The following is a 25,238-nucleotide window of genomic DNA, read 5'->3' on the forward strand; positions in this document are numbered from 1 at the left end:
GGCATCAATCAATGCGTCCACCTGATGCTTGTGGGAGAGCGCGAACTTGAGTTCGAGTTCAGGACGATAGTGGACATCGCCAGCGACGAAGGTGGGTGTTGCATCTATAGCCACTGGCCTGCGCGGGCCACGAGAGGGCATTCCCGCGCAGTGCGGGCGTAATACCTGCGGGTAGGTAGCGAGCGGGCTAGGGCGATAATGAGCTGCCTCCCCATGACCAAGGCCGCGGAGTTAATCCGATCCCTAAGACTCGTACGGATGAAGCAGTGAGCTGTGGCTGGCCCAGGAATGTACCATGCAAGCAAAGCAGCGGGCATCCAGTAGACAGATCTCTACCCACCCATTCGTACCGGCCAAATCAATCATGGTCAGCGCTCGCTTCCGCAGGCACGGCCATGTAGGCGGGCGCGAGGCCGTAGTCCTCCCCACCAAAACGACGATCCTCGAACAGGTACCCGTAATAGAACTGACGCAGGGCGGCGTGGTAAGTCCGAATGCGATCCTGATAGGCCAGGTGCGCCTGCATGTCAGTACCGGCCATGCGGGTCAAGGCGGCCTGCACACCTACCGGCGGCAGCACCCAGCCCAGCGCCGAGGCGGCCGACGAACGGCGCTCGATGCCTTCACGGTACGCCTTCGCCAGCGGCTGCACGGCGTCGTCGCCGTTCTGGTGGAAGGCCAGGTACCACTTGTAATGGAAGGTTGTGCCGAGCGGGGCCGAATGGCTCCACTGCGGGTACTTCGCATAGAACTGCTGCATGGTCTGCTCGCGGGGAATATCCCATGCGTGGTTCACCGCTTCGCGCTGCGCCCGAGCAATCTCGGCACCCTGTCCTACGGGGATGGCCCGTTCAATCAATACATTGGACACAGCGGGCAGAATCAGCGCGACAACGGCCCAGACCGTGGCAAGTGCCGCCGCGTTGGTGCCCGACGGCCAGCCGCGCCAAGCGATCAACACAGCCACGCAAGCCCAGAACAACAGATAGGCCAGCATCAACCCCAGCACCCCGGCGACCTGCGCGGCCGGCACCCCCTGCTGGATGGCCGCAATGGCAAAGGGCAGGGCGAGGCAAAGATCCAGCGCAACCAGCCTGACCAGGGCGCGGCGCAGGTAGATCCACTTCAGCTCGTCCGGCAGGCTGGCAAGCAGCTTTTCCCGGCCCGACTGGGTCTCTGCAGAACGGATGTCGTGGAACAGCACGATGACAAACAGCGGCGCCAGGAACGTGAGCAAGAACGCGAAGTCGAAGCGACCCGCCAATGCCAGTTCCGGATTGAAGACATCGCCATCGTGGATCTGCGCTTCAAGGCCCAAGGCTCGTACCCGAAGCATGAAGGGCGCGACATCGCGCATGCCTACCGCAGCAAAGGCGAGCGCGGACGGCGGATTCCAGGTGGGGTGGAACGTATAGTAGGCCGCCTGTCCGGCGTCGCCGGCAGCGGTATTTGCTTTGATGACCGCTGCCAGATCCTCGCTCTGCAACTGCGGAATCTGTGCGATCGCCCGCCGTTGGCTGTCGATCCGCTCGATGCCCGAGAAAAGACTGGCCACTGTCAGCGCCACCAACAGGGCAAGCCCGGCCAAGGCAATCTTCGAGCGAAGCAGCAGCGCCCACTCATAGCGCCAGACCTTCATCGTGCAGCCCCCATGCGTCGCGCACCCACACACAGCAGCGGCACGCCCACGCCGAACCATCCCAGCAGTGCCAGCAGTCCGGACTGCATGGCCGCCACGATCGCGCCCGTAGGCTGCGGCTGGAACGTAAACCGGGGAATGTCATGCCAGTGACTGCGATCAACCCGCTTGCGGCTGTCGGCGCCCGCATCTTTGGCAGTATCGTCGGCGTAGCTCACCGCATCGGCCTGCAACTGATTCAGGTTCTGCACCATCTGGTACCGGTAGGCCTCCGCCTGCGAAACGAACTGGAGATGCGCAGCCAGATCGGTCTGTGCGGCTGCCATCGAAAGCTGTGACAGCACGATGGACGGGCTGAGCAGGGCGAAGCGGCCCACCAGGCGGTTCTGCTGCTGCTGTGCCTGGGCACTGCGGGCGGCGTAGGCGTTGAACAGTGAGGAGGTCATGCGCTCGCCTTCCACCGCCAGCAACCCCTTGTAGTTCACCGGCAGGTCTTCGATGCGCGTCACGCCATACTTGTCCAGCACCTGCTGGCGGAACGTGGCGAAGTAGGGGTCCTGCGGATCGTGGCTGTCACCCAGCGCACGGGCGTCGCGGCCGATCGAAACTTCGGTCTGCAGCCGATCCGGCAGCGGGTAAGTGGCATGGGCCAGGTCCGGGGCCAGGCGGGGCACCAGCAGCGTCGATACGGCCCACACTGCAACGAGGGCCAGCAACGCATCGCGCCGGCGCACCAGCACGGCCGAGCCGGCCACGATCAGCATGCACCAGGCCCCCAGGTAAAGCGCATAGGCCGCCATCAACAACAGCGAAACACCCAGCGAGCTATGGGCCGAAACGGTTAGCAACAGCAAGCCTGTGCAGGCAGGCAGCATGAACACCGCCGCCATCACCCACAGCGCGGCCAGCTTGCCGAGGATGATCGACCGTGCTGGCGCGCCCTGCAGCATCAACTGCCGCAGCGTTCCCCGTTCGCGTTCCTGCGCAAGCACGCCATGCCCCAGGAAGATCAGCACCAGCGGCGCAAGGACCTGCAGCACGAAAGCCGGCGTCAGCTGCCCGAAGCGGGTCAGGATGGAGCTCTGCATCACGTCGCCGAAGTTGGCGCTGTTCTGCCGGTGCCCTTCCAGGAACATGCTGCTGCCGGTGAACGGATCCACGCCGGGATCGAAGGCAGCCAATGCGGAGGGCAGCCGATAGACAAAGTGTCCGTAGTGCACCACGCGATGTGGATGACGGTCCGGCTGCGCATCGAAGGCCTGCTGTGCAGCGGCCTGCTGCCGGGCCCGGTAGTCGGCTGCCGATTGCATGTGGTTCCACGACACCAGCGTGGCAGCCAACGCCAACAACGTAAGCAGGACGATGCCCGACAGCGCCGTGCGATCACGCAGCATGCCGCGCAGTTCATTGCGCATCACCGCTCGCCAGGCACTCATGCAACGTTCGCCCGGCCGGCGAAATGCGCATGCAGCGAGGCCAGATCAAGATCGTTGCGTTCGGCCTCATAGCTGATGCGCCCCCGTTCCAGCACGCCGATGCGATCGGCCACTTCAATGGCCCCCATCAGATCGTGGGTCACCATCAGCACCGAGGTACCCTGCGCGCGCACCGACTCAAGAAGTTGGTGGAAGTCGGCGCTCGCGCCCGGGTCCAGGCCGGACGTGGGTTCATCCAGCAGAAGCAATGGAACGCGGCGGGCCAGCGCGATGGCGATGGCCACCTTCTGCCGCATGCCCTTGGAAAAGCCTCCCAATCGCTGATGCCACGCTGCTTCCTGCAGGCCCACCGCGCGCAGCGCATCGGTGATCGCCTTCCGATCAGGGGCGCTTCCGCTCAAGGACAGAAGATAGTCGGCGTTCTCGACCGCGCTGAGGTGTTCATACAGGGCCACGTTCTCGGGCAGATAGGCCAACTGGCTGCGTGCCTTGGCCGGCGCTTCCCAGGGCACAAAACCGGCCACATTCACATGGCCAGAGGCCGGCTTCAGGAAGCCCAGCAACACCGAAAGGGTAGTGGACTTGCCCGCACCATTGCCGCCGAGCAGCGCGTAGATGGTTCCGGCGGAAACCCGCAGCGAGAGATCGGACAGGACAGCTCTGCCTGCATAGGCGACCCGAAGGTCCTGGATGTCGACAACGGGGGCGGGCGTTTTCAAGGCAATGGATCCCAAAGAGGCGTGGCCGTGGCGGCCGGGAGCGGCAAGGTCGGCGGCCAGTAGATTAAATGTTATATCATTACCTATTGTTGCCGTCAGCCAGTGGGCGGCCTTCGTTTCCCCGTCTCCCTCAGATGCTCATGAAAACCCACACTTTGGTGGTCGCCATTGCGGCCGCCTGCCTGTCCATGCAGGCCCATGCCCAATCGGCCGACTCCACCCTCACACTGGGCAAAGTCGATGTGCATGAGCATTCGGAGGGCCAGCTCACCGCACATCAGGTGCTGACCTCGGTCGACGTGCTGGGTGCTGACCAGATTGAAGACAAGAACGTGTCGCAGAGCTGGGAACTGCTGGGCCAGATGCCCGGCATCCAGCTCACCGAAACCCGGCAGGGCGCCGAATCCGGCAAGGTCAGCTTCCGTGCCTTCAACGGCGAGGGCTATCTGAACGCCATCAAGACCTTGATCGACGGCGTGCCCAGCAACGTCAACAGTGGCAACCAGCGCTTCATCGACATGCTGTTCCCGCTGGAAATCAGTTACATCGAGGTGGTGCGTGGCACCAATGACCCGCGCTACGGCCTGCACAACATCGGCGGCAACGTGAACTTCGGCACCCGCCAGGGCGGCAACTACACCGATGCGCGGCTGGGCTACGGCAGCTACAACACACGCAGCGCCCAGTTGGCGGTGGGCCGCGAAGGCAATGGATTCGCCCAGAACTACTTCGTGGGCTACCAGGACTCCGATGGCTACCGCGATAACGACACATCGAAGAAATACAGCGTCGGTGGCAAGTGGTTCTACGGCAACCTGGAAGAAGAGGGGCTGCGCGTGGGCCTGACCGCGCGCGCCTATCACAACGAAGCCGAAGAGCCCGGTTTCATGACCGCAGAGGAACTGCGCAGCCACCGCCGCGGCTCGGACCTGCGCAATCGCAATGATGGCGACGACCGCGACATGCGCCAGGTTGCGGCCCATGTCGATCTGAAGCTGGCCGACAATCTGTATCTGGCCAGCAAGCTCTACTACAACAACTACGAAGATGACCGCCGGGTCACCTTCAGCGACCTACCCACCGGCAATGCGCCTCGCCAGCGCCGTATGTGGGACGAAAGCCAGTTCGGCATGCTCAACACCCTCACCTGGAATGCCAGCAGCGCGCTGACCCTGGAAGGCGGGTTCAATTACGAGCAGCAGGACAATCGTTACCAGCGCATGCGCTTCAGCTATGCCGAGCCGACCGATTTCTGGGCCACCCCGGCGCGCATCCAGAATGATGAGCGCCACAACTTCGACAACTGGGGTGCCTACGTGCAGGCCATCTACCAGCCCGTCGAGGCGCTGAAGATCGTTCCGGCCTACCGCGTTGACCGCTACAGCGGCAACACACGCCTGGTGGATGACACGACCGGCAAGCTGCAGCGCTACGGCAACATCAACCAGCCCAAACTAAGTGTGGTCTATGCGCTCACCCCCAGTGCCAATGTCTACGCCAACTGGGGGCGCACCGCGCAGGTGCTGACCGGCGGCACGGCACCGGCCTACCTGACCCCGGGCCAGACGGCGATGAGTCCTTCCACCAACACGGGCATGGAGCTGGGCTTGAAGTTCAGCCCGTTCCAGGGTACGCAGGCACGCCTGGCGGTCTGGCAGCAGGATGCGGAAAACGAAATCTCCAACATGCCTGCCACCGGCACCACTGTGCAGCTGGGCAAGACCCGCCGTCGTGGCGTGGATGCGCAGATTACCGCGCAACTAGATGAACGCTGGACCGTGTGGGCATCGCACGCTTACCAAGAGGCCAAGATCGAACGCGACGGACGGCTAGGCGTGGAATCGCTGGAAGGCAATGAAGTGGCCGCTGTGCCGCGTTACATCAGCAACGTGGGAGTTGACTTCCGTGCGACCGACGAGCTGAAGTTCGGCCTGCAGGGCCGCGCGCAGGGTGACTACTACCTGGAAGAGCGCAATGTGGCTGGCAAGCACGGCAGTTTCGCCGTGCTGGACCTCAGCGCCAGTTACCAGATCGACCCCACCTGGAGCGTGGATCTGCAGGTGAAGAACGCGGCCGGGCGGGAGTACGCCTACGTGTGGTACGACAGCTTCTTCCAGAGCCAGGTGCAACCAATGTTTTCTCCCTCGGCCGGCCGGCAGCTGTACATTGGGCTGAACATGAAGCTGTGAATGGCGATGAGGCGCAGCTGTGCATATGGGCGGTACCAATTTTGGATGCCTCTGGGAAGGTACTACTTCTCCTCCTGGCCTGGACCGAACCTCGGGCGGCTAGAGATATTGATCAAGGGTAGGACGGATGTCTGCCTTTGACCGAGAGCAGACTTAGCTGCTTAAGGTCTATTGCGCGCTGCGCCGATTTGCTCAGTGAGAACTGTCAGAGATTGCTGGAATGCGGCCGCAAATGGCTGGTCGCTGTCTGTCTTGTGGCTGTGAGCGATCGAGGGGAGCAGCCTGGTCCACGTGTCGAGCAGAGTTTCTGGGTCTTGGTGGGTTAGAAACGAAACCCGCAACCCATACTCCATTGCTTTGATGTAGCCGCGGTGCATCTCAAGTGCGGCCTCACAAGCATGGAGGCGATCAAGGATTTCTGTGATCTCGGAGGTCATGGCAGTCTGGACAGGAGGGGGAGGGGAAGGCGATAGTCTGCTAACGTTTAGACGAGCCCGCTATGAGCATCCTCAACGTTCTGCTCACTCGTGACCACCTTGTCGTTGCAGTGGATACCTTGGCAGAGGATGCTCTCACAGGGGCACATTCCGCAGGGGAATAATTGCTGCTGATCCCTCAGCACAACCTGGTGTTTGCTACGCGAGGTTCTACGCAGTTCTTCCTTCGCATTTATGGGCTGGCGCTGCAGGCCAGCTTCCGCGTAGATTTCACAATGGAACAGTTATCTGCCGAGCTGGGGTTGGTTGTGGATCAGCTGTTGCCGAACTACGAGAAGGCGGTAGCCGAGGCAGGATTGCCGATCGAGCAACTCGGGACCGAGTTGGTCCTTGGTGGCTGGTCGCCGAAGCACGAGCGGATGATGGCCACGGCATATGCCAAGAGTGACAGTCGGCGCCCTTGCGTCGTTCAGCCGATCGGGGGCCAGCTGGCGTCGCCAGGCGAACCGCTCCACGCCGTGGCGCCTAGCATGGCCCAAACGGATCTTCTGGCCCATGCGCGCCTACAGCGAGTCACCTCAATGAGCAAATGGGCCGAAAGGTGGCGGGTGGCCGGCTGCTGGCTGGGTTTCTGCAGAAGGGGCAGGCCGTGCTCAAGGATCTAGGGGAGATCTAGGTCGTTGGCGTCAATCCGGAAAGCGCAAGAATCGGCCCTCCCCATATCTCTCATTTCTGCGGGACCATAGTAGGCTCAAGGACAGTCGTGGATAAGGAAAATTCATCTGGAGTAGCGGGCGAGAGCCTTCGACCCGCGCGGAAGTCCTCACGCCAGTCGCGAGTGCTCGGTTAGCCTGCGTCGCGACCTGCTGTCGACGAGGGCTCAGAGCCATGGGGTCAACTTTTGGGGCAAGTTGTCGGCCGCGGGATGCTTACACCTAGCCCCGCAGCGCTGCCCCTGCGGTTAGCTCATTCGTAACGGTTCGCGCAACGTAAATATCTGCCTGGAAGGACAGGTCCTCGCAAAGTGGATTAGTCCAGTTGGATCCAGCAATCTCACGCCCAAATGCTACTGTATCGAGCCGTCCTGAGTTAATCTCTGGCGAAGACCGAGGAAGTGTGAACTGGGGGTGAGATGGCAAATTTCTTCGTTCAGCATGGCGGCGCTCTAAATCTGGCTAAACAGGTCTCAACGCCCAACCGGGGATTTCGAATTGGTCAGCTTGGGGCTATGCACGCTGTGCTGGCACACGAGTCTGTGCATGACGACCCTGCGATTGTTTGCCTACCAACTGGATACGGCAAGACCTCGCTGATGATGGCGCTGCCTCTGCTGTTAGCTGCTGAACGTGTCTTAGTAGTGGAACCCTCCAATGCATTACGACGGCAGGTGTCCTCTCACTTCAGGGAGCTCTCGACACTTCGTCGAATCGGTGCGATCAGCGATGACGTTCCGAACCCGGAAGTACTCAGGCTGGAGGGACGCCCTGCCGATCGGAGGGCTTGGGAGGCTCTTTCAGAGCAGGATGTGGTCGTGACAACAGCGGCAAGTGCATCGCCGGCGCTTGCTCCAGGAGCTCGTGAAGACCTTTTCGACCTCATCATATTTGACGAGGCTCATCACGCTCCCGCAGATACTTGGGCAGCTTTCTTGGGGCACTATAAAAAAGCCCGTTTCGTGTTTCTCACGGCAACGCCCTTCAGGCGTGATGGACGGGTTATCCCTGGGAAGCTGGTCTATCGATATCCGGTCACGCGCGCGGTAGAGGAAGGGGCCTTCCAGCCTGTCGCATTTCGTGCGGCGCCTGTTCTCAATCCGCTCAATGACGATGAGATTGATCGCTCTATTGCAATGACCGCAGTAGCTCAGCTCGATGCTGACAGAGATGCGGGCAAGGATCATCGCTTGTTCGTGAGGGCGGGCAGTATCAAGTCAGCGCGAGAGCTTGTCTCCATCTATCGGAATCTAGGCGTCCAGATAGAGGCGGTCGACAGCAAGGTTAGCAAGCGAACTCAGGACGAATGCGAACGTCGGCTGATTAGTGGGGAGCTGAGAGGGATAGTTTGCGTGGACATGTTCGGAGAGGGCTACGACTTTCCGAAATTTAAGGTGGCAGCGCTCCATTCGCCTCACCGCTCTCTTGTTCCAACCATCCAGTTCATCGGGAGATTCGCTCGAGTTGACGAAAGTACTGGCAACGCCACGCTCATTGCGCCTCTAGTTCGCGTCCTGGAGGCGCCAAGCTTACTGCTGAAGGACGGCGTAGACCTTGCCAGCATGATCGACGAAGCGGCGCGACGAGAACTTGTTGGAAACGCTGAGAGTCAGGCAGTCCTTGATCGCCTCCCTGTAAGCCGAATCGCGGAGTCCGACTACGAGCTGGTATCGCCCTTGGCCTTGGAGTTGTATGCCCACGTGAGAGTGTTCATGTGTGCCGAGACGCCCGACTTCTCGAAGATCGGCGACACGATCGGCAAGGACCTTCGCGCTGTTAAACAATGGCTATCGACGGATGGCACGGTCAGCTTGGTGCTGACGGTAGACGAAAATCCTCCGAACTGGGCGACCTCTGATGTACTGGTCAATGTCCGGCACGATGCGTTCCTGCTCATCTATTTCCCAGAATCTAGACTTTGTTACATCGGATCGACGCGACGCACCGAGAAGATCTATCAACGTCTGATGGGAGAAGTCTGCGCGAGTTTCCGTCTGCTGAGCTATGAGGAGACCAGTCGGGCCCGCGCGGGGCTCGAAGCTGTTCGGTTCTACAACGTGGGTCTTAAGAACTCGACCTTCAACTCTCAAAGCGAAACATATCGGATGCTCACTGGTCCAGCTGCCGAGCGTGCTGTTACAGCCGGGGACGGTCGTGCTTACGTGCAAGGACACTTCTTCGGCAGCGGTGTGCTAGGGAATACGAAGGAGACCATTGGCGCGAGCAGCTCCTCAAAGATCTGGAGCAATCAGGCCCTGACGGTTTCTGAGTTCATATCATGGGTAGGGCAGCTCAACGCTCGACTGGTCGGTACAGCCCCGTTCGCTCAAACGCAGTTCGACATCGTTAAAGCTGCGACTACGTTGCGGCAAATTCCGGATGTAGTGATCGCAGCCACATGGGCAAAGGGCGGATTCAAAACCAATCCGCGCATTCGCTATCGAACAGGAGGCGCTGGCCCGTTCGACTTCAGCCGCTTGACCGACTGGGAGCTATGCGAGTTCGCGCCGGATCCAGCTAACGGCATCTTGGACTTCAAAGTCAGCCAGGACCAGATCTCAGTGCAGATGCGCTTTTCTATAGGTCAGGGACGTCTGGTGACGCAGCAAAATGGCGGCGTCGAGATTGAGGTTGAATCGGCGACAGACTCTTGGATGCATCTGTCCGAGTGGCTCGCCGAGCATCCGCCGGTATTCTACGCCGCCAATAAGTCATCCTTCGAAGGGATGAACCAAATGTCAGCACCGAGCTTGCAGATCGCCACCCTTTCCCCTGGTGACGCCGAATTTATCGATTGGAGCGGCTGCGCGATCGATGTCGAATTCGTGCCGAGCAACGACTCTCCGGCGTCCGTAGAGCTCCGACGGCGATTGGCGGGCCAGGCCACAGTTCAAGAACACCTTGAGCGATACTTGTTGCAGACCTCTGGACTTTTCGCTCTTTTCTACGACCACCGGTCGGGAGAGGCAGCTGATTACATCGCGGTGACAGCATCCCCACAAGGCGAGGTCGAGATTGCGCTGTATCACTGCAAAGGCGCTGGTGGGGCGCCAAGCGGTCGTCGAGTCGGAGATATATATGAGGTTGCTGGCCAGTTGGTGAAGTCGGTCTATTACTGCGATGTTCCAACTCTTCTAGGGCACATGGAAGACCGAATGCATGCTCGGTACAGGACCCCTTCCACCTTCGTTTCCGGAGATCTAGATAGCCTGAGGCAGCTTCTGCAGTCGTCGCCTTCAACGAAGCTGAGTTTTGCAGTCGTCGGCGTTCAGCCCGGGGTTAGTCGGCATCGAGTTGACGCGCACTTGGCAGACTTGATGGTGTTCGGTATCGACTATGCCAAGCGAGGTGGTGCGGCAAGGGCTTATTGGCTAGTGAGCGAATAGCTGAGGGCCGAGAAGACCAGTCTTCGCAGACTGTCGCCGCCACGCGCGCAGATGTCCGCTTTGGGCTGGCAATAGCCATCAGGTGCGCGCGACATGCGAGGCCAATCTCCGGAGGTATCCGCTCCAAGCCGAGGGCGTGCATTCAGTGGAGGAGGGGCCGGGGATCTCTATCGTGAGCAGGGTATATCGCCTCCTTTTCGAAACGGGTAGGGCAACTTATCGGGGATAGGGAAGGGCAGCCTCCCCGAGGCGGATAGACGATGCTGGCTGACCAAGTGCAATGGCTTGTTCCCGCGGAGACCAGGTCGGAAGAGGTGGGCAGAAGGCATTGAAGATCGCCGAGATCGGGTGTAGGCTCTCATCTAGGCGCCTGCCTGGGTTGTGAGTGGCCCAAAACTGGCATAGCGGTACCCAGCACGACAGCTGCCCATTTTCCAGTTCGGATGATCCGGGGCGCGTTGCGGGCAATCACTCATCGCGATGCGTCTAATTGCGGAGTCCGAGTGATGATCAAGATCTCTACCGTCGCCTATCAGGCGCGTTCCGCCCTGCGTTCGCTGGGCATACCGGTCGTACATGTCAGCGCCCTTGAGCTGGTCGCAGCTTCAATCGGCTACGGCACTTATGCAGCGTTGAAGCTCGATGCCTCTTTGGACGTGGAAGACCTGTTTCCCGAGGCTGAGCATGTCGTTCTGCAAGCCGATGCCGTGAAGTGGCGGTTGAAGGACCTAGGACTGGATGAGCAGATGGCGAGTACGGTAAGCCTAGCCATCCGTGACGCATTCGCCCAGAACGCCCAGGCCAAGGAGAACCCATGCCATTTCTATACCTCGATGGACGACTTCCGGGACTTCATCTTCCAGGACGTCCAAGAACAGGCCGCCGGTGATAGCCATGTAGCCGATGCCTACGCAGAGACTAATGCCTACATCGACGAGTTTTACACCAATGACTTCGAATTTGAGCCACTGGCTAAGACTGACGAAGAATGGACGCTGTTAGCGTCTGGCTCGCATACCGGTGAACTTGACGAGGATCGACCCTACAGCGGGCATGCGGGCAACTTCACTGCTATCTACACTTTCAAGAAGGATGGTCGGTGCGGCCTGGTCTTGCTGGACCTGGAGTTCGGCGTTGATTTCGATCGCAGCTATGATCGAGATGACTATGAGTAGAGGCAAGAGATAGTTGGGCTAGGGGGTAAGGGACTACCCCGCTAGCACTCTGATCACCACGAAATGCTCCCATCCGCCCGCAGAGGCGCACCCTATGAGGCCAGAACACGGATCGGTGCATAGTGAGCCACCAGCATCTTGGTCTCTCCGCTGTCGAACCGAACGTGATAGACGCGATTGTCTACCCATCTCTCAAAGGTGCCGGGTCCAAAGGTATCGTGATGCACGCGCACTCCCTCACGCAGACTGGCTAGCGAGCCGATCGGTGTCTCGGCAGGCCGGCGCACAGCACCGCGGGGCAGGCGAGTGAAGGCCCAGTCTTTGGCAAAGGGGAAGCGCTTGAAGTACTCATTGGCAACCGCGGGCGATTCGAGCGGGACGCTTTCAAATGGCCCCTCGTTCTCAATGGCCTCGGCAGCGTAGCGCGCCACCGCCAGGTCCATCTCCCAAAGAAATGGAGATGTCGGGCATTCGAAGCTGCGTTTGGCATCAGACTTGATGTCCTTGACAGCGTTGCCGAAGTCTGAATCTACCGGATGGATCAGATAGAGCTCTTCGACCGCGCGCGTCATGGCGACATAGAACAATCGCCTTTCGGCCTCAAGTTCTTCCTGGGTGATGTGATCGCGAGGGAAGGACCGGGCGGCCAGCCCTGGAAGCATCACGATTGGCCACTGCGCCCCCTTGGCACGGTGAATCGAGCCGATCCATACATGGGGAACAGAAGGGGGATCCAAGTTGGTAGAGTCGATGAGGGGATCAATATCGTCCAGGAACTCTGCAATCGTGCCCTCGTGCTTTGCCGCCAAAGCGCGGAATGCAGCCACATTGGCCAAGATGGTTTCCGCGACTTCTGCCGTGGGGGACTGTTTGATGATCGACTTGTCGAAGCTGGTACCGCTGAGATAGCGGTCCAGCAGCTGCACTGGCTTCTCGTCGGGATCAGTGCAGGTGGCGATGATATCCAGCAGATCGGCCCTGTCCCTGATCTGGTCCGCCTGGAAGGGTTGAAGCTGCGGTGTGATCGCCGAGCGCACGGCCTCGGACAGGTGATCTGGCTGTTCCAGGGATCGATCGATGACGGCATGTATAGCCTCCTTGCTCAGGTAGAGCGCCGGTCGCCATAACAAACTGTTGATCACGAACCGGGCTTCGTCCGTTGGCAGGTCCTTCCATCGGCCCGATGCCAGCTGCAGCACGCCCACCATCGCGCTGATCTCTGGAATCCGCTGCAACGGAGGCCGGCCGTAAACGAAGTAGGGGATGCCATGCTGGTGCAGCTCAAGCTCCAGAGCCACGGCCACACTGTAGGTTCGCACCAGGATGGCGATTTCATCAGGCTTGAACCCGTCAGCCAGGCTGGCTGAGACAAGCTCTCCGAATCCGGCGGTGCCCAATGCCAGCCCAAACGAGTGAATCCGGGTCTTGGGAGTAGTAGGAGCTGAGATGCTGATCTTGGGGTTGCGATTGGCGTTTCGTGTAATGACGTGGCTTGCTGCCAAGCTCAAGGTGTGGCCGAAGCGGAAGGTATGCGGCAAGGTATAGCGGGTGGCTCCAGAGAAATCCCGCTCGAAGCCACGCGTGATGTAGTCGGGCTTGGCTCCTCGCCATTCGTAGATGGCCTGATCCTCGTCGCCGCAGAGCATGACCTTGGCGCGGGTACCCGCAAGCATCTTCAAAAGCTCAATCTGAATTCCATTGACGTCCTGAGCCTCATCGACGATGAGGTGATCGACCTTATTGGCAATCAATCGCTGATACTCGGGGTGGCGTAGTAGCAGCTTGACCGGGTCATAGACCTGGTCTTCGAAGAACCGAATCTTCATCTTGATTCGTTGCTGCTCGTAAAGCCTGAAGGCATCAGGGAAGCCCAGCGCTGACTTGCCATAGGGTCGGCTATCAAAGACTTCCTCGGCTGAACGAACTTCGGATTTGACCAACAAAATGAAGCTGATGAACTCGTCGATCAGTTCCTTATCGGGAGCAGCATCGTCGCCATTGATGCTCTTGAAGACGCGGGTGAACACCTGGGCGGCGATCTTTGCGCGCTGGAAATCCTTCTCTACGATCTTGGCGTCGGGCAGCAGTCCCTGGCTGACCAAGCGCTGGACGATCTTGTTGCCCATGGAGTTGAACGTGCGGATCTCAGGCGCAGGTCCTGCAATCGCCTTTTGGCACCGCTTCTGGAATGCTTCCCTAGCATCTCGATTGAACATGACCACGGCGATCTGGGCTGGGGTGTGCTCCTTGAGGAGCTGGCGAACCCGTCCAACCAGCGTTTCCGTCTTTCCCGATCCGGCCACAGCCGAGACGACCGCATGCCCCTCACCGTGCTCGATGACCTTGATCTGTTCGGGCGTGTAGCTGCGTTCTGCCATTGGTCACCTGGCTTTAAAGGGGGGTGAAGTTGATCAGTCAGGCCTTGCCAAGCGCATTTCGCTTCTCTCGATGCGCCTGTAGTATCGAAACATCAATCTTCGAATGGCGCTCCTTGCTGCCGTCGAACCCGGGGCGGATCGCCTTTAGCTTCTCCACGAGCTCCGACATCAATGTTGCGTCCAACGCATCTAGGAATCAGCCCCCGTCGGAGATTCAGGCAACCTGGGAGGCGGCGCTGTGGTGGTCGACCTTGCTGCGCCTTCCAACATTCGCGCCGCCGGGTTGGTTTCGGCCGCGCCGACTTGATAGTAGCCGATGACACTGACCACCGATCGGTGATCGGTCATTGCCATAATGGCGGGCAGGGCAATTCCTTGCCGGGCGCCTTCGGTTACGAAACCCGATCGTAAGCTGTGGCCGCCAAAGTTTCCTACCAACCCGGCGGCGCGTGCGCGATTCTGGATGATGGTGGCTACTGACTTGGGTGACAAGCCGGCCCCAACTTTCCCGCGCGTCAGCTGGCGGAAGAGGGCGCCCTCCTGCAGCCCTGCCGCTTCGATCCAGGCGCGCAGCGCTTCGGCCGGTGGACCCAACAAGGGCTTGTCCGGCGAACCACCGGCTTTGACCCCGTCCTGCAGCGTTTTGCCGACATCCAGGTGGTAGAGGTAACCGCCGTCGATCGGTGCAAGCTTGCTCAAGGTGGCATGGGCCGTTTCGCTCCGACGGCGCCCACCACTGGCAAAAGCGAAGTAGAGCAGGGCACGATCCCGCTTCCCAACGAGATCCTCGCCACAGGTCGCAATCATCGCCATCAGTTCGGTCGCAGTGATCGCTGTCTTCTTGCTCGGCCGCTCGCCGCGCTTATGCGCGGCGCGACGGCCCTTAGCCAACAGTTGCCGCACCTCGCTGCTTTCGCAGGGATTGGCCAGTTTGAGCAGTTGATGGGCACTGGAGAGCACCGCAACGCGGTGGACGATGGTCGACAGCTTGAGCGGCCCTGGACGCTGCTTGAATTTGCCTTCCACCAGAAGCACATCCAATGCCGGCGGCAGCTCCCAGGCCTGGGCATCGCCTGAGCGCCGGGCCAGATGATCGATGATGAACTGGATCACACAAGGCGCGTCCACCGGCATGGCGATGACCACGCCGTAGCGGCCTTGGTACCAGGCTGCCCAGTAGCGCAAGGCGGTGGCGTAACTGCGCGTGGTGTTGGCCGAGGCCGCTTCGGCGAAGACTTCGCGCACGGCGTCCGCCGAGGACTGCGATAGCTGCGCTACGGTCGGATTGGCAGGAGCCGCGGTGGTCAGAGCTGGCAGAAGGTCGCTCATAAGCTATTGAAAATAGAGCGTAAAAATATCTGGAGTTCCGATAAATATATCTTATCGGAACCATCAGAACATAGGGTAGGGGCTCGTTCAACCGCTTTCCACACAAATCACTCAACCATCCGTTGCGTGACATGCATCACGCTTACTATGATCGCGCGGACACACTTGGTGTCAGGCTCGAGGGATCGAAATGGCTGTCTATGTCGTCACCTGGAACTTGAATCGCGAAGCCGACTACGACGCAAAGCGCACAGCGTTTCTCAAGCAAGTCAACCAATATCAGAACGTTGCAGATCCCGGACTGGAGTCAGTTCGTTGGATTTCAACGAACCTAACACCCGACGCGCTCACAGATGATCTTAAGCATCCGCTCGATAAGAACGACAGACTTTTCGTAGCGCGCATCACCACCGGCAGCCACCAAGGCTGGTTGAACAAGGCGACCTGGGATTGGATCAACCAGCGACTGTGACGTCACAAAGGCTTTCCAGTGGCGTCTTCCTAGGCGCCACTTCATCTCGGTCACCGTAACGGAATCCGCCGCTCTGCTCGCCAGATCTGCAGCAGAGAGACCACTAAGCTGCCCCAGAATTCAAGCAGGCGAGGATTGCCGGGCCCGGCTAGACGGGACGCCCCTGATCGTTACCCCAGGCCGCTGAGGTGGCTCAGAAATGAAGCTGATGGTCATAGCCGTCTCCTGAAGTAGATGCTCTCGAAGGCGCGTGGCTAAAGCGCCTTGGCAACATCATTGGGGATGCACCAGATTCGCGCCCCGCCATTGGCGATACGCCAAGATCACAGCGAGTCATTGGGACTGCACGTAGCTCAGTGCATCAATTGCTACAAGTTGCCTCACAAGCTGCCCTAAATTCGCAGCGCTCAACACCTGGTTCGCACAAGACGTAAGCTGAGCGAACTCGGCGCTGGACAATGCAACTTCTGTGTCGGTCATGGGTATCTTCCTATTCTGATTGGCATCGATAGCAAGCTCGCAGTGCAGTCTAAGGCCAAGCTGTCCCAACGGCTGAGATCCAGCATCGTTGCGGCTTGCCCCTGCGTGGGCGGTGTGCGCGGCTAGCCGTGGACTTGCCGGATCGGATCCAACTAATGTCGCTACTTGCCTGGATCTAGCCCGTGTCGGCCCAAACTCGTGCCCGTATCGCGCGTGCATCCGGCTACAAAACGAAGAAGTAGCACTTTTACCTGGCGGGATCGCCTCCAAAAAGGCGAATCGAATCGCCCGAGTTCCTCCAGCTGAGCCAGTTGCGCGCCAACTAAGAGCGCTACTTATGTGATAGGGGTGCCAACTTCAGAGAAGTAACGCTGATACGTTGAGCGGCGAAGCACTTTTAGTTGGGGCGGCTCCAGAGTAGGAGCCAGAGAGCCGTGGCAGCCACCGCTGGGCTACTTTGAACATAATATACATTATGCGAAATGCTGTATCTGGCCTGATCCGGTTCGCGGGCTCGACTTGGCAATGGCTCCGACTCTGGCTTGGCTCTTGCCTCCCTGCTGGCTCCCCCGACAAGGATGAGCTTGCAGCATGATCGAGATTGATCCGCATGACCGAACTGACCTGGCCGGCCCTTGGGTAGGTCTCGGCTTCCAAACTGGCAATATGTTGACTCCTTAAGGCCATGAGCTGGAGTCCTCCGATATGACTTGTCGGTCGATGATGACCGGGGCTCGCACGGGAACTGCTAGGCGTCCAGTACCGTCTGCCGAGATTCCCACCACAGCGAAATCCAGCGTGATCTACCTTGCCGAAGTGCTCAGAATTCGCCGAGAACGGCGGTTCGGCAATGGTGACCCCGGTTCCGGCGTCGCAACGTCAAGTGTTGTCTACAAGAGTCGCGAGACGACGTTCCGCCAGCGCGCGTGAGGCGCTTCCGTAGAAGCGCCGCCCCTACGCCCTGGTGAGCAGATCGCTCAAGGCGATCCATGAAAACGCGAAGCCCACCATATGTAAGCCTGGCGTGCGCGGAGGCGCCAGCATCTCTGTCTTTGTCCTCTCGCTGAGCCGGGCCAAAGTCCTGCAGCTCAACGACAATGAGCCAGATGACTGCTGAGGCGGCTCCGTGGTGTTGTTGCGCTCGATCTCATCAATGCGCGTGTGCCGGCCATGCCCGATGTGATGCGTCACGATAATCAGGGGCTCGGCGGGTATGCGGCGCATCCCTGCTTTTCGGCTCAGCGGGCAGAGGCCAGAAGGTCGCCGCGCTTGGTGGCGGCGACTTCAGCCTGGTGGAGAGGTTCGTGAGTCGGGGTCCAGCCGGTTGCGGCCAGCTCGGCGCGTGTATGGGCTACGAAGGTGGCTTCGCATGCAGCACGGCGGGACGACTCCCCTGCCTGGTAGGCGCAGCACGAAGCCAGCTTGACCAGCCCATACGAAATGGATGCGGCGGAACCCACCAGCAACACATGAAGGGCCTCCGTCATGCCAGAATTCTCTCAGTAGATTCAGGTCCACAGGAGGGTGCGTGCAGAAGAGTATCGATCAAGTTTCTATAGCTGTGATCTCGGCGATTACAGTATTCGCCTTTAGTGCTGGCGCTATTTGCGCGGGCTGGGCGGTCGGGAAATTCAGTACGACGGGGAATGCGGCAGACTGGATCGCAGCAGTGGGAGGAGCTGCCGCAGCAGTAGGTACATGGGCGATTGGCATTGGCGCCAATAGTTACGCGAGGGAAGCTCAGCTGTACCGCCTTTCGCAAGAGGCCAAGGCTGAGCGAGAGCGCTGCGAAGCTCGAGTGCGGAAGCTGGACTACATGATCTCTAAAGCGAAGCTCGCCGGCCGTCAAGAGCGTGCTTTCAAGTTGCTTCATGGTGATGATCAGAAGCTCACCGATCTCAGTACTACGCTCAGGAAGGGAAAGATCAGGGCGCTTGAAGCTGCTCTTGCAAAGATCGTCTGGGCGGCGGAAGACGTTGCAAGCCTCAATGCGGCCGACCAAGGGGCGCTTGGAAACGCGGAGATCACGATGCTGCAGGTCAGGCACTTTATTGAGGTTTGCAGGGATTCCGGCTACGAGGACGACGTGTTCCTTGAGTCGATCGCGTCCTCGCTTGCGACTCTCAGCGAAGAAGTGATTGTCCTGGAGAGCCGGCTTCTGGCTGAGCGTGAGCGAGTGCTTGTTCTGCCGTAGTTGGCGGGGCTTCGTAGCGCCTGTAGGCTACACCCGTACACGAACGCGAGGCGGCTCCGGTGTCATCCGCTTAGCCGAAGCGCTCAGAATTCGCCGAAAGCAGCGGTTCGGTATCGATCGTCCCGGTTCCGCCGCCAAGGCCTCCAATGTGATGTGCATGATCCGTGGGCCGAGATCAGGCCGGTTCGGGTGATTCCGAGTCGGCGCCAGCCCTACACCCCTGGGTTAGCCTTCAGGTGTTTCAGAGCGAGGTTCACGGACTCGACAGCTTGGTCGTAATTTTGGATCAACAGCGGGCCATAGCACTCCAGCTGACGATTAACGCTCTCGAGATGCTCCTTCACCCACGAGTTCTGTATCGAAGATCCCATGTTGAGCCGTGCTTGTTGGTGCTGCTCAAGGAGTCGATTGTTGTAGAGAAAACTGTCCAGCGAGCCCTTGAGATCGATGTAGGCCTGAGTGATCAGGGTCGCCGTTTCTTCATCCACTAAACCCAGCTTGTCGGCATTCTTTGCAAACAGAGTGAAGTAATCACTTCGAGCCGGAAAGGCGGCCTGAAACACTCCCTTTCCCCCTGCCAACTTCCATACTGTTATCGCGGGGCCTAGCGACTGCTGCGTCATCTTCAAAACGGCCTCCATCTCTACACGGAGACCCAGAATCAGCCTGGCGATAGCGGCAAGGTCTGATTTCTCTTCAGCCTCTCTATCGGCCGACACTTGGCGATCTACTGCCTTCGTCGCGGCATATGCACCAATCACGCCACCAATGATGGTCTGCACAAGCGGGCTTGCAATGAGAGCGCCCACACCTTCTCCCAGGCCACGGAGCATCAAGTAAACGTCATCCATTCCGCCGCTCCTCCGGTAGCGAATCTCGATAGATTCTATCCCGCCGGAGACGGTCAGCAGACAGTGCTTCGCAGACCAGTCCTGCTGGTAGGCGGCGGCAGGCGGCGCGCGGGTCATTTCCCCGCGCGGCCGCTTTCCATGATGTGCCGCGCCAGTCAGAAGCTTGGACATGCATTCATTACAGGCCCAGCAACCGCCAGAGGACCTGCTTTTTCGCTTGGTAGGCGTCTTCGATGAATTCCTTGTAGTCGTCCGACTCTGTATCGTCGAAGCGGCTATGCTCATCTCGGATGAACTGCCTTGCCCAGCTGTCGTTCGCCTCCCGATGCTCGTCGAGGACACGCAACTGCGCCAAATGTTTATCGAGGTCTAGGCTAGGTTGACTGGAGTAGCCCGACTCGATGCGTCGGTTGAGTACCTCCTGCAGCTGCAAGTGACCAGCTTCTGTGGACGTCGTACCCTCGCGCACGTAGACCACACTAGTCCGCAGCCCTTCCCCCTCTTTCAAGGCCAGGAAAGGTAGGAGTTTTGGCTTCTCTTCGACGAGTAGGACTTGGAACGACTTGCCCACTAAGGCTTCGTATTCCGCCGCGCCGAAGGAGAAGTCAATAATTTCATACTCAATCGACTTAGGCAGATAGCTGCTGAGTGGCGGGATCAGCTGCGCCTTGTCCTTGAGGTTCGGCAAGCCACTCGGAACCAAATTGCCGTCGGCCTGTTGCGACACGCCCACGACGAGCGCGCCGCCGCCAGAATTCGCTAAGGCCAAGATGTGGCGGGCGAGCTTCGGTAGCGCAGGCCAGTCGGCCTTGAAGTCCAGATAGTCGGTCTCGCCAATGTTGCGACGAAGCAGGTCGCGCAGCGCCTCGCGGGTTGGCGCCGTAAAGAATCGGGCAAAAGTTTCGTGTTGTTCTTTTAGAATCGTCATCTACGAGTTACTCGAAGTGCGAACCGAGTATTCGGCCCGCTGGGTCAAGGCGATCTGCCACTCATTATGCCACCGAGGGTTTGGGCTCCTGGTTTCAATTGGCGGGATCAATTTGACCTTTGCGAATAAGGTTGTTGAGCAGCAACTTTGCTACCAGCTGCTCGCCAGCTCCTCCGATCTGAGTGGATTCCTGGCCGCGTTCTCCACAAACAGTGATGACGCCTCGATCAACAAAATACTCAGCCTCGTAAACCTTTCCGCCGTGTTCCATCTGAATACTTCCCACAAATCACCACCATCTACCTAATTGGAGTAGCCCCAAAGGGCGTGAGCTTGATGCACTTCATGTATCCCCTTCCATCAATGCAACCCCGCCACATAGTGACACGCAGCGCTCCACCTCGCAGAATCCAATCCTATTAACGTGACGCGTCACGCCCGAACGCCCCCACCCCATTGGCGCCCCACCCCAGCCCATCTATAGTTCCAGCCCCCACACGGACGAGGCGGCACGCATGCCCTACATCGGACTCGGGCTCCACGTACTGGCAGCCATCTACTTCGCGGTGCACGCCATCCGCTCAGGCCAGAGCCTCTACTGGCTGATCCTGCTCTTCTCCTTCCCGCTGCTGGGCAGCGTGGTCTACTTCCTGGCGATCTACTTCCCGGAAGCGCGCAACTCGCGCGGCGCCCGTCAGGCTATCCGCTCGGCCAAGCAGCTGATGGACCCGGGTCAGGACCTGCGCAACGCACGTGCTGAGCTGTCGCGAACGCCCACATTGCAGAACAGGGTTCGCCTGGGCATGACGCTGCTGGAGGCCGGCCAGACGGAGGAAGCCAGAACGTTGCTCGAGCAGGCCGCCACCTCGCCCCTCGGCGACGATCCTTACATCCTGACCGGGCTGGCCCGTGCACGCCTTGAGTGCGGAGACGCCGCGCCTGCGGCCGAGACACTGGATGGCCTGTTCGCCCGCTACCCGGATGTGCGCCGCAAGCCGGAACAGACGCTGCTGTACGCGCAGGCACTGGCCGCGGCCCAGTCGCCCGACACCCGCGCCGCGTTCGAACGCGCGGTGGAATGCGGGAACGATGCGGCCGCCCGCTGCCTGTACGCCGAGTGGCTGATGGCACAACCTCAGCCCGAAGACCGCGAGCAGGCCCGCAGCCTGTTCGCCAGCATCATCGACGATGCGCAGCATTGGTCGCGCCATGCGCGCAGCCACAATGCGGCCTGGTTGGAGCGGACCAAAGCCGCATTGAAGGGGCGCTGACTGTCGCATTCGCCTTGCCCATGGCCCCGCCGAGTGGATGACGACAGGCAACACATCCAGAGCACCGGCATCGCCGATCGCATTGCAGCGCAAGGCTCCAGACGCATTGCGCGATCTACAACGATTCTGAAAACGTTGAATGTGGTGACGGCATCGGCCTTACTGCATTGGCATCGCGCACAACCGGGCGTATTCCTTTGCGTGCCACCGGAAAAGGGGTGGTCGGGATTCGAAACCCCGGTAGTTCGCTGAAGTAAACGCTTGCCAGCCGGCATCACCCCGTGTGGTGCCGGCTGGCAATCCGTCGGCCGGCTATGGCGGGCGGTGCGTGGGGGCCTTGTGCCCGCCGGTTCAGCGAACGCCGGGTTTCGAACCACGCATCGTCCGCCACCTTTATCGGTGGCGGCTTCTGCCTGCACGCAAGGAGCCCAGCCATGACCCAGCATCACTCCCCTGCCCCGCAACCCGTCCACGACACGCCGGCAAAAAGCCAGGCGCTGGACCCCAACACCCTCATCGCCCTGCTGCACAGCATCGGCGCAGGCGCCGCCTCCGATGGCCAGCCCTGGCCAGAGCGGCATCAGCTGCCCGGCCGACGCATCGCACTGGCCGATACCGACTGCTCACTGGCGGGCCTGCGCGTGGTGATGGAAATCCTGCTGGCTGCGCAGCGCGCCCGCGAGAACGGAGAGCTGGCGCAATACGTAGGCCCCCGGGTGATGGAGGGCCTGATCATGGCCGGGCTGGGGCTCACCGCGCACGCCAGTACGCGGGTGCGACCGGAGACCTGAGGGTGGGTTGGCGTTGGGCCGCCACGGCGCTGTGCCTGGCAGCGGCGGTGGCGGCGCCCGTCCTTTGGCTGTCGCCGTCCGTGCCCGAGCGGCTGGCATTCCAGAGCATCGCGGATGATCGCTTTTCGCAGCTGCGCCAGCAGGCGATGACGTTCGTGGAGGCCCGGCAAAAGCAGGGCTTCCAGTTCGTCGAGACGCAGCGGGGTGCGTCTTTGCGGATTCACTGCAAAGGCGTTCCGGTGCTGTGGCTGGAGCGGCAGCCACAGCATCTGACGATGCGGGTATCGCTGGATGCGTCTCAGCGGGCGCCCGAGGTTCTGGCGTTGCGGGCGTCTCTGGAGCGGCGGTTGGAGCCGTTGGACTACATGGAACAGCTGCTGGTTGGGGTGCCGGAGCCGGTCTTGATGGATCGGGTGTTGTTGGCGATGGCGGGTGATGTGGCTGGGGATATGCGATGCGAGGGTTGGTCGTAGTCGAGCAAGCTCGACGCTACGGGGAGGTGGGCGGCGTGGGCTCGGGTTCGTGGGTGGAGCCTTCCAGCAGGGCGACGTAGGTGTCCAGGCGCGTGCGCAGCCCGGTCAACAGCCATCCTGTGAGATAGAGCAGTACGAGCGCGCAGATGAGGAATGCGCCCAGCTGGCCGACGTCAAAGGCGCTGCTCCAGTCGCCCCATTTCCACTCCCGGAACTGCAGGTAGAGGGCGATCAGCAGCGGAAATGGCCCGAGCCGTTGCAGGCCGCCGTAGATCAGCCCCATGCGCTCGATCATGCTTGTGCGCAGGTGGGTGACGTACTTGAGGCGGCGCTCACGCTCGACCCTGGGGAATCCTCGAAGCTCGGCGATCACCGCTTGCCATTGGGCAAACTCGCCATCCATTTCCTGCGCGTGCGACAGCCGTGGCTGCACGAACTGGCGGATTCCGCGGCGGGCCGCGAGAAAGCCGCCGATGACAAAGCCTCCGATCTCCACCGCCAGGCACACCCTGACCAGAAGCAGCGCGGCCGCAAGCGGCAGCCATCGATCAGGCAGCTGGCTGCCGAGAATGCCGATGGCGGCCGCCAGTGCGCCTACGCGCAACGACCACTTCTCCAGCCGGCCGGTCTTGGGGTAGATGCTGTGCTCAACCAACCCCTGCACCCGCTGGTAAAGCCAGTGGAAGGTCAGTTCCTGCTGCTTCGTCTGGTCCGGCGAATCGACTCCGCCGCCTATCTGCATGTCCATTGCGTCCCCTGCCCCGCCGGCGCGGATGCCGGCGGCATCATCCTAGCCGACTGCCGCGACAGTTGCTTCATGCAGGGGCAGCTGCCTGCCTGGGGATCACCTGCTGCTGTTGGCGATTGTTGGTGAAGTGCCGGGTGAGGCTTGGTGTGAGGGTTGGTCGTAGTCGAGCAAGCTCGACTCTACTTACATGAAATACGGCTTGTCGCCGTCGCTGCCTGGCTTGTTCACTCCGAGGTTCCCGCCAGTGTGGCGAGACGGATTGGCGATGATCTGGCTGATCAGGTCGGCCACGCTCCTGCGCGAGACGACCGTGCCCTTGAACGGCTGGCCCTTTTCAGTGGTCTCGTAGTCCACTTCGTCCTCGTCGGTCAGCCAGGCCGGGCGCAGGATCGTGTAGTCCAGCCCGGACGCCTCGATGGCATCGGCCGCACGCCGGAACGGTTTGAGATCCTCGCCGATGATGGCGTTGTTCCATTCGCCGAACTTGCCCGGAACCTCGTCATGGATGCCCAGCGAGAGAACGAAGATCAGGCGCTCGACACCAGTGGCCTTCATCGCCGCGATCACCGCCTGCGCCTGCTTGTCCAGGTCTTCACCGGTGAGGTTGGCGTAGACGATGTCCTGCCCGGCAACGGCATCCTTCAGCAGCTTCTTGTCCAGCACGTTGCCGATGACCACCTTCGCGTTGGCCGGCTCCTTGCCCGTCAGTTTCTTCGGGTCACGCAGCAGCAGGGTCTGCTGCACATCCTTCTCTGCGGCAAGCGACGTGATCACCCATTGGGCAATCTGGCCGCTTGCGCCCAGGATCAGTACGTTCTTCATGATGCAACTCCTTTGTGGTCAGGCACCGATGTAGGCGCCGTTGTCTACCACCAGCACCCGCCCGGTGATGGCGCGTGCCATGTCGCTGGCCAGATAGAGGATGGCGTTGGCCTGGTCCTCGGGCTGGGTGAACGGCAGGGACTGGTCGGTGTGCTTGGTGATGTAGGGAACCATGGTCGATCCCCCGGTGAGCTTGCCGGCCGCCCAATCACGGGCCATCGGCGTATCGGTGTTGCCCGGCGCCACCGCGTTGCAGCGGATGCCGGTGCCTGCAAAGCGGACCGCGATGTTGGTGGTCATCGCGTTCACGGCGGCCTTGGTGGAGACGTACGCCAGGCCGCCCAGCGGCAGTGATCCGTTCACCGAGGTGACATTGACGATGGTTCCGCTCCCTCGCGGCATGAAGTGCCCGACCGCCTCGCGGCAGAAGCGGAACACGCCGGCGTAGTTCACCTGCACCACTTCGTCGAAGTGCTCGTCGGTGTACTCCTCGATGGACATCATGTCGCCATACCCGGCGTTGTTCACCAGGATATCGACCTGCCCGAACGCTTCGATTGCTTTGCCGAACACACGCCCGGGTGCTGCCGGATCGGCCGAGTTCGCGACGATGCCCAGCGCGTGTCCGCCTTTGGCCTGGATGTCTTCCACGACCGCATCCAGTTCGGCCTGATTGAGGGCGGTCAGGACAACGTTGGCGCCGTGCTCGACAAACAGCGTGGCCGTGGCCAGGCCGATACCCTTGCTGGCGCCGGTGATGATGGCGGTCTTCCCAGACAGAAGAGCATTCATGTTCACTTCCTTTGC

At 60.5% G+C, this 25,238-nt stretch carries 19 protein-coding genes; 8 read left to right on the forward strand and 11 right to left on the reverse strand.

Translation table 11 applies throughout. The features are described 5' to 3' along the window. Positions 1-358 precede the first annotated feature (358 nt). Genes C9412_RS04680 through C9412_RS04690 form a run of 3 tightly spaced genes read right to left on the reverse strand, consistent with a single transcriptional unit; the run spans position 359 to position 3,800 of the window. Complete coding sequence (locus tag C9412_RS04680) at positions 359-1,639, reverse strand: DUF3526 domain-containing protein (RefSeq protein WP_107230546.1); 1,281 nt, start codon at positions 1,637-1,639, stop codon at positions 359-361. Beyond that, entirely contained in the window at positions 1,636-3,075 is a 1,440-nt protein-coding gene (locus C9412_RS04685) for a DUF3526 domain-containing protein (protein WP_107230547.1), read from the reverse strand. Before C9412_RS04685 ends, C9412_RS04680 begins: the two co-directional genes overlap by 4 nt. Beyond that, on the reverse strand, positions 3,072-3,800 hold the full coding sequence (locus C9412_RS04690) for an ABC transporter ATP-binding protein (protein ID WP_107230875.1): 729 nt from the start codon (positions 3,798-3,800) through the stop codon (positions 3,072-3,074). The genes C9412_RS04685 and C9412_RS04690 overlap by 4 nt, the downstream gene beginning before the upstream one ends. 134 nt (positions 3,801-3,934) lie before the next feature. Here C9412_RS04690 and C9412_RS04695 point away from each other — a divergent pair, with 134 nt between their 5' ends. The 3 genes from C9412_RS04695 (at position 3,935) to C9412_RS04715 (ending at position 11,694) form a co-directional block, all read left to right on the forward strand. After that, on the forward strand, positions 3,935-5,983 hold the full coding sequence (locus C9412_RS04695) for a TonB-dependent receptor (protein ID WP_107230548.1): 2,049 nt from the start codon (positions 3,935-3,937) through the stop codon (positions 5,981-5,983). Positions 5,984-7,552: 1,569 nt separating this feature from the next. Then, positions 7,553-10,519: a DEAD/DEAH box helicase family protein gene (locus tag C9412_RS04710; RefSeq protein WP_107230550.1), complete on the forward strand. Its 2,967-nt coding sequence runs from the start codon at positions 7,553-7,555 to the stop codon at positions 10,517-10,519. Positions 10,520-11,025: 506 nt separating this feature from the next. Further along, the gene (locus tag C9412_RS04715) at positions 11,026-11,694 is read left to right on the forward strand and encodes a hypothetical protein (protein WP_107230551.1); all 669 of its coding nucleotides are present in this window, start codon (positions 11,026-11,028) and stop codon (positions 11,692-11,694) included. Between the two features lie 92 nt (positions 11,695-11,786). Here C9412_RS04715 and C9412_RS04720 read toward each other — a convergent pair whose 3' ends face one another. Next, entirely contained in the window at positions 11,787-14,072 is a 2,286-nt protein-coding gene (locus C9412_RS04720; RefSeq protein WP_107230552.1) for an ATP-dependent helicase, read from the reverse strand. A gap of 189 nt (positions 14,073-14,261) precedes the next feature. Continuing rightward, a complete protein-coding gene (locus tag C9412_RS04725; RefSeq protein ID WP_107230553.1) occupies positions 14,262-15,401 on the reverse strand; it encodes a site-specific integrase in 1,140 nt (379 codons plus the stop codon). Between the two features lie 190 nt (positions 15,402-15,591). Between C9412_RS04725 and C9412_RS04730 the strand changes: the two genes are divergently transcribed. Together C9412_RS04730 and C9412_RS20495 are read left to right on the forward strand one after the other, a co-directional pair. Further along, positions 15,592-15,873, forward strand: a complete 282-nt coding sequence (locus C9412_RS04730; RefSeq protein ID WP_107230554.1) for a hypothetical protein — start codon at positions 15,592-15,594, stop codon at positions 15,871-15,873. A 2,008-nt stretch (positions 15,874-17,881) separates the two neighbouring features. Further along, positions 17,882-18,547 (forward strand): hypothetical protein, encoded by a 666-nt coding sequence (locus C9412_RS20495; protein WP_146160124.1) that lies wholly within the window; start codon positions 17,882-17,884, stop codon positions 18,545-18,547. A gap of 212 nt (positions 18,548-18,759) precedes the next feature. On the opposite strand, the gene C9412_RS04750 is transcribed toward C9412_RS20495, so the two are convergent. From C9412_RS04750 to C9412_RS20500, 3 genes are all read right to left on the reverse strand, one after another. Further along, positions 18,760-19,569 carry a hypothetical protein gene (locus C9412_RS04750; RefSeq protein ID WP_146160123.1) on the reverse strand — a complete coding sequence of 270 codons (810 nt, stop codon included), beginning with the start codon at positions 19,567-19,569 and terminating at the stop codon, positions 18,760-18,762. A 7-nt stretch (positions 19,570-19,576) separates the two neighbouring features. Beyond that, positions 19,577-20,326: an ATP-binding protein gene (locus C9412_RS04755; protein ID WP_107230559.1), complete on the reverse strand. Its 750-nt coding sequence runs from the start codon at positions 20,324-20,326 to the stop codon at positions 19,577-19,579. 94 nt (positions 20,327-20,420) lie between these two features. Next, positions 20,421-20,597 carry a hypothetical protein gene (locus tag C9412_RS20500; protein WP_181359086.1) on the reverse strand — a complete coding sequence of 59 codons (177 nt, stop codon included), beginning with the start codon at positions 20,595-20,597 and terminating at the stop codon, positions 20,421-20,423. Between the two features lie 244 nt (positions 20,598-20,841). On the opposite strand from C9412_RS20500, the gene C9412_RS04760 reads away from it, so the two are divergent. The 3 genes from C9412_RS04760 to C9412_RS20975 all read left to right on the forward strand — a co-directional run bounded on the left by C9412_RS04760 (position 20,842) and on the right by C9412_RS20975 (position 22,861). Continuing rightward, positions 20,842-21,597, forward strand: a complete 756-nt coding sequence (locus C9412_RS04760) for a tetratricopeptide repeat protein (protein ID WP_107230560.1) — start codon at positions 20,842-20,844, stop codon at positions 21,595-21,597. A 434-nt stretch (positions 21,598-22,031) separates the two neighbouring features. Further along, positions 22,032-22,388 (forward strand): hypothetical protein, encoded by a 357-nt coding sequence (locus C9412_RS04765; RefSeq protein WP_107230561.1) that lies wholly within the window; start codon positions 22,032-22,034, stop codon positions 22,386-22,388. A 2-nt stretch (positions 22,389-22,390) separates the two neighbouring features. Beyond that, positions 22,391-22,861, forward strand: a complete 471-nt coding sequence (locus C9412_RS20975) for a hypothetical protein (RefSeq protein ID WP_107230562.1) — start codon at positions 22,391-22,393, stop codon at positions 22,859-22,861. Positions 22,862-22,877: 16 nt separating this feature from the next. Here C9412_RS20975 and C9412_RS04775 read toward each other — a convergent pair whose 3' ends face one another. From C9412_RS04775 to C9412_RS04785, 3 genes are all read right to left on the reverse strand, one after another. Beyond that, the gene (locus tag C9412_RS04775) at positions 22,878-23,609 is read right to left on the reverse strand and encodes a hypothetical protein (protein WP_107230563.1); all 732 of its coding nucleotides are present in this window, start codon (positions 23,607-23,609) and stop codon (positions 22,878-22,880) included. Between the two features lie 183 nt (positions 23,610-23,792). After that, the gene (locus C9412_RS04780; protein ID WP_107230564.1) at positions 23,793-24,431 is read right to left on the reverse strand and encodes an SDR family oxidoreductase; all 639 of its coding nucleotides are present in this window, start codon (positions 24,429-24,431) and stop codon (positions 23,793-23,795) included. A gap of 18 nt (positions 24,432-24,449) precedes the next feature. Further along, positions 24,450-25,223, reverse strand: a complete 774-nt coding sequence (locus tag C9412_RS04785) for an SDR family NAD(P)-dependent oxidoreductase (protein ID WP_107230565.1) — start codon at positions 25,221-25,223, stop codon at positions 24,450-24,452. Positions 25,224-25,238 lie beyond the last annotated feature (15 nt).

The sequence above is a fragment of the Stenotrophomonas sp. Nf1 genome (assembly GCF_003028475.1).
Taxonomy (GTDB): Bacteria; Pseudomonadota; Gammaproteobacteria; order Xanthomonadales; family Xanthomonadaceae; genus Stenotrophomonas.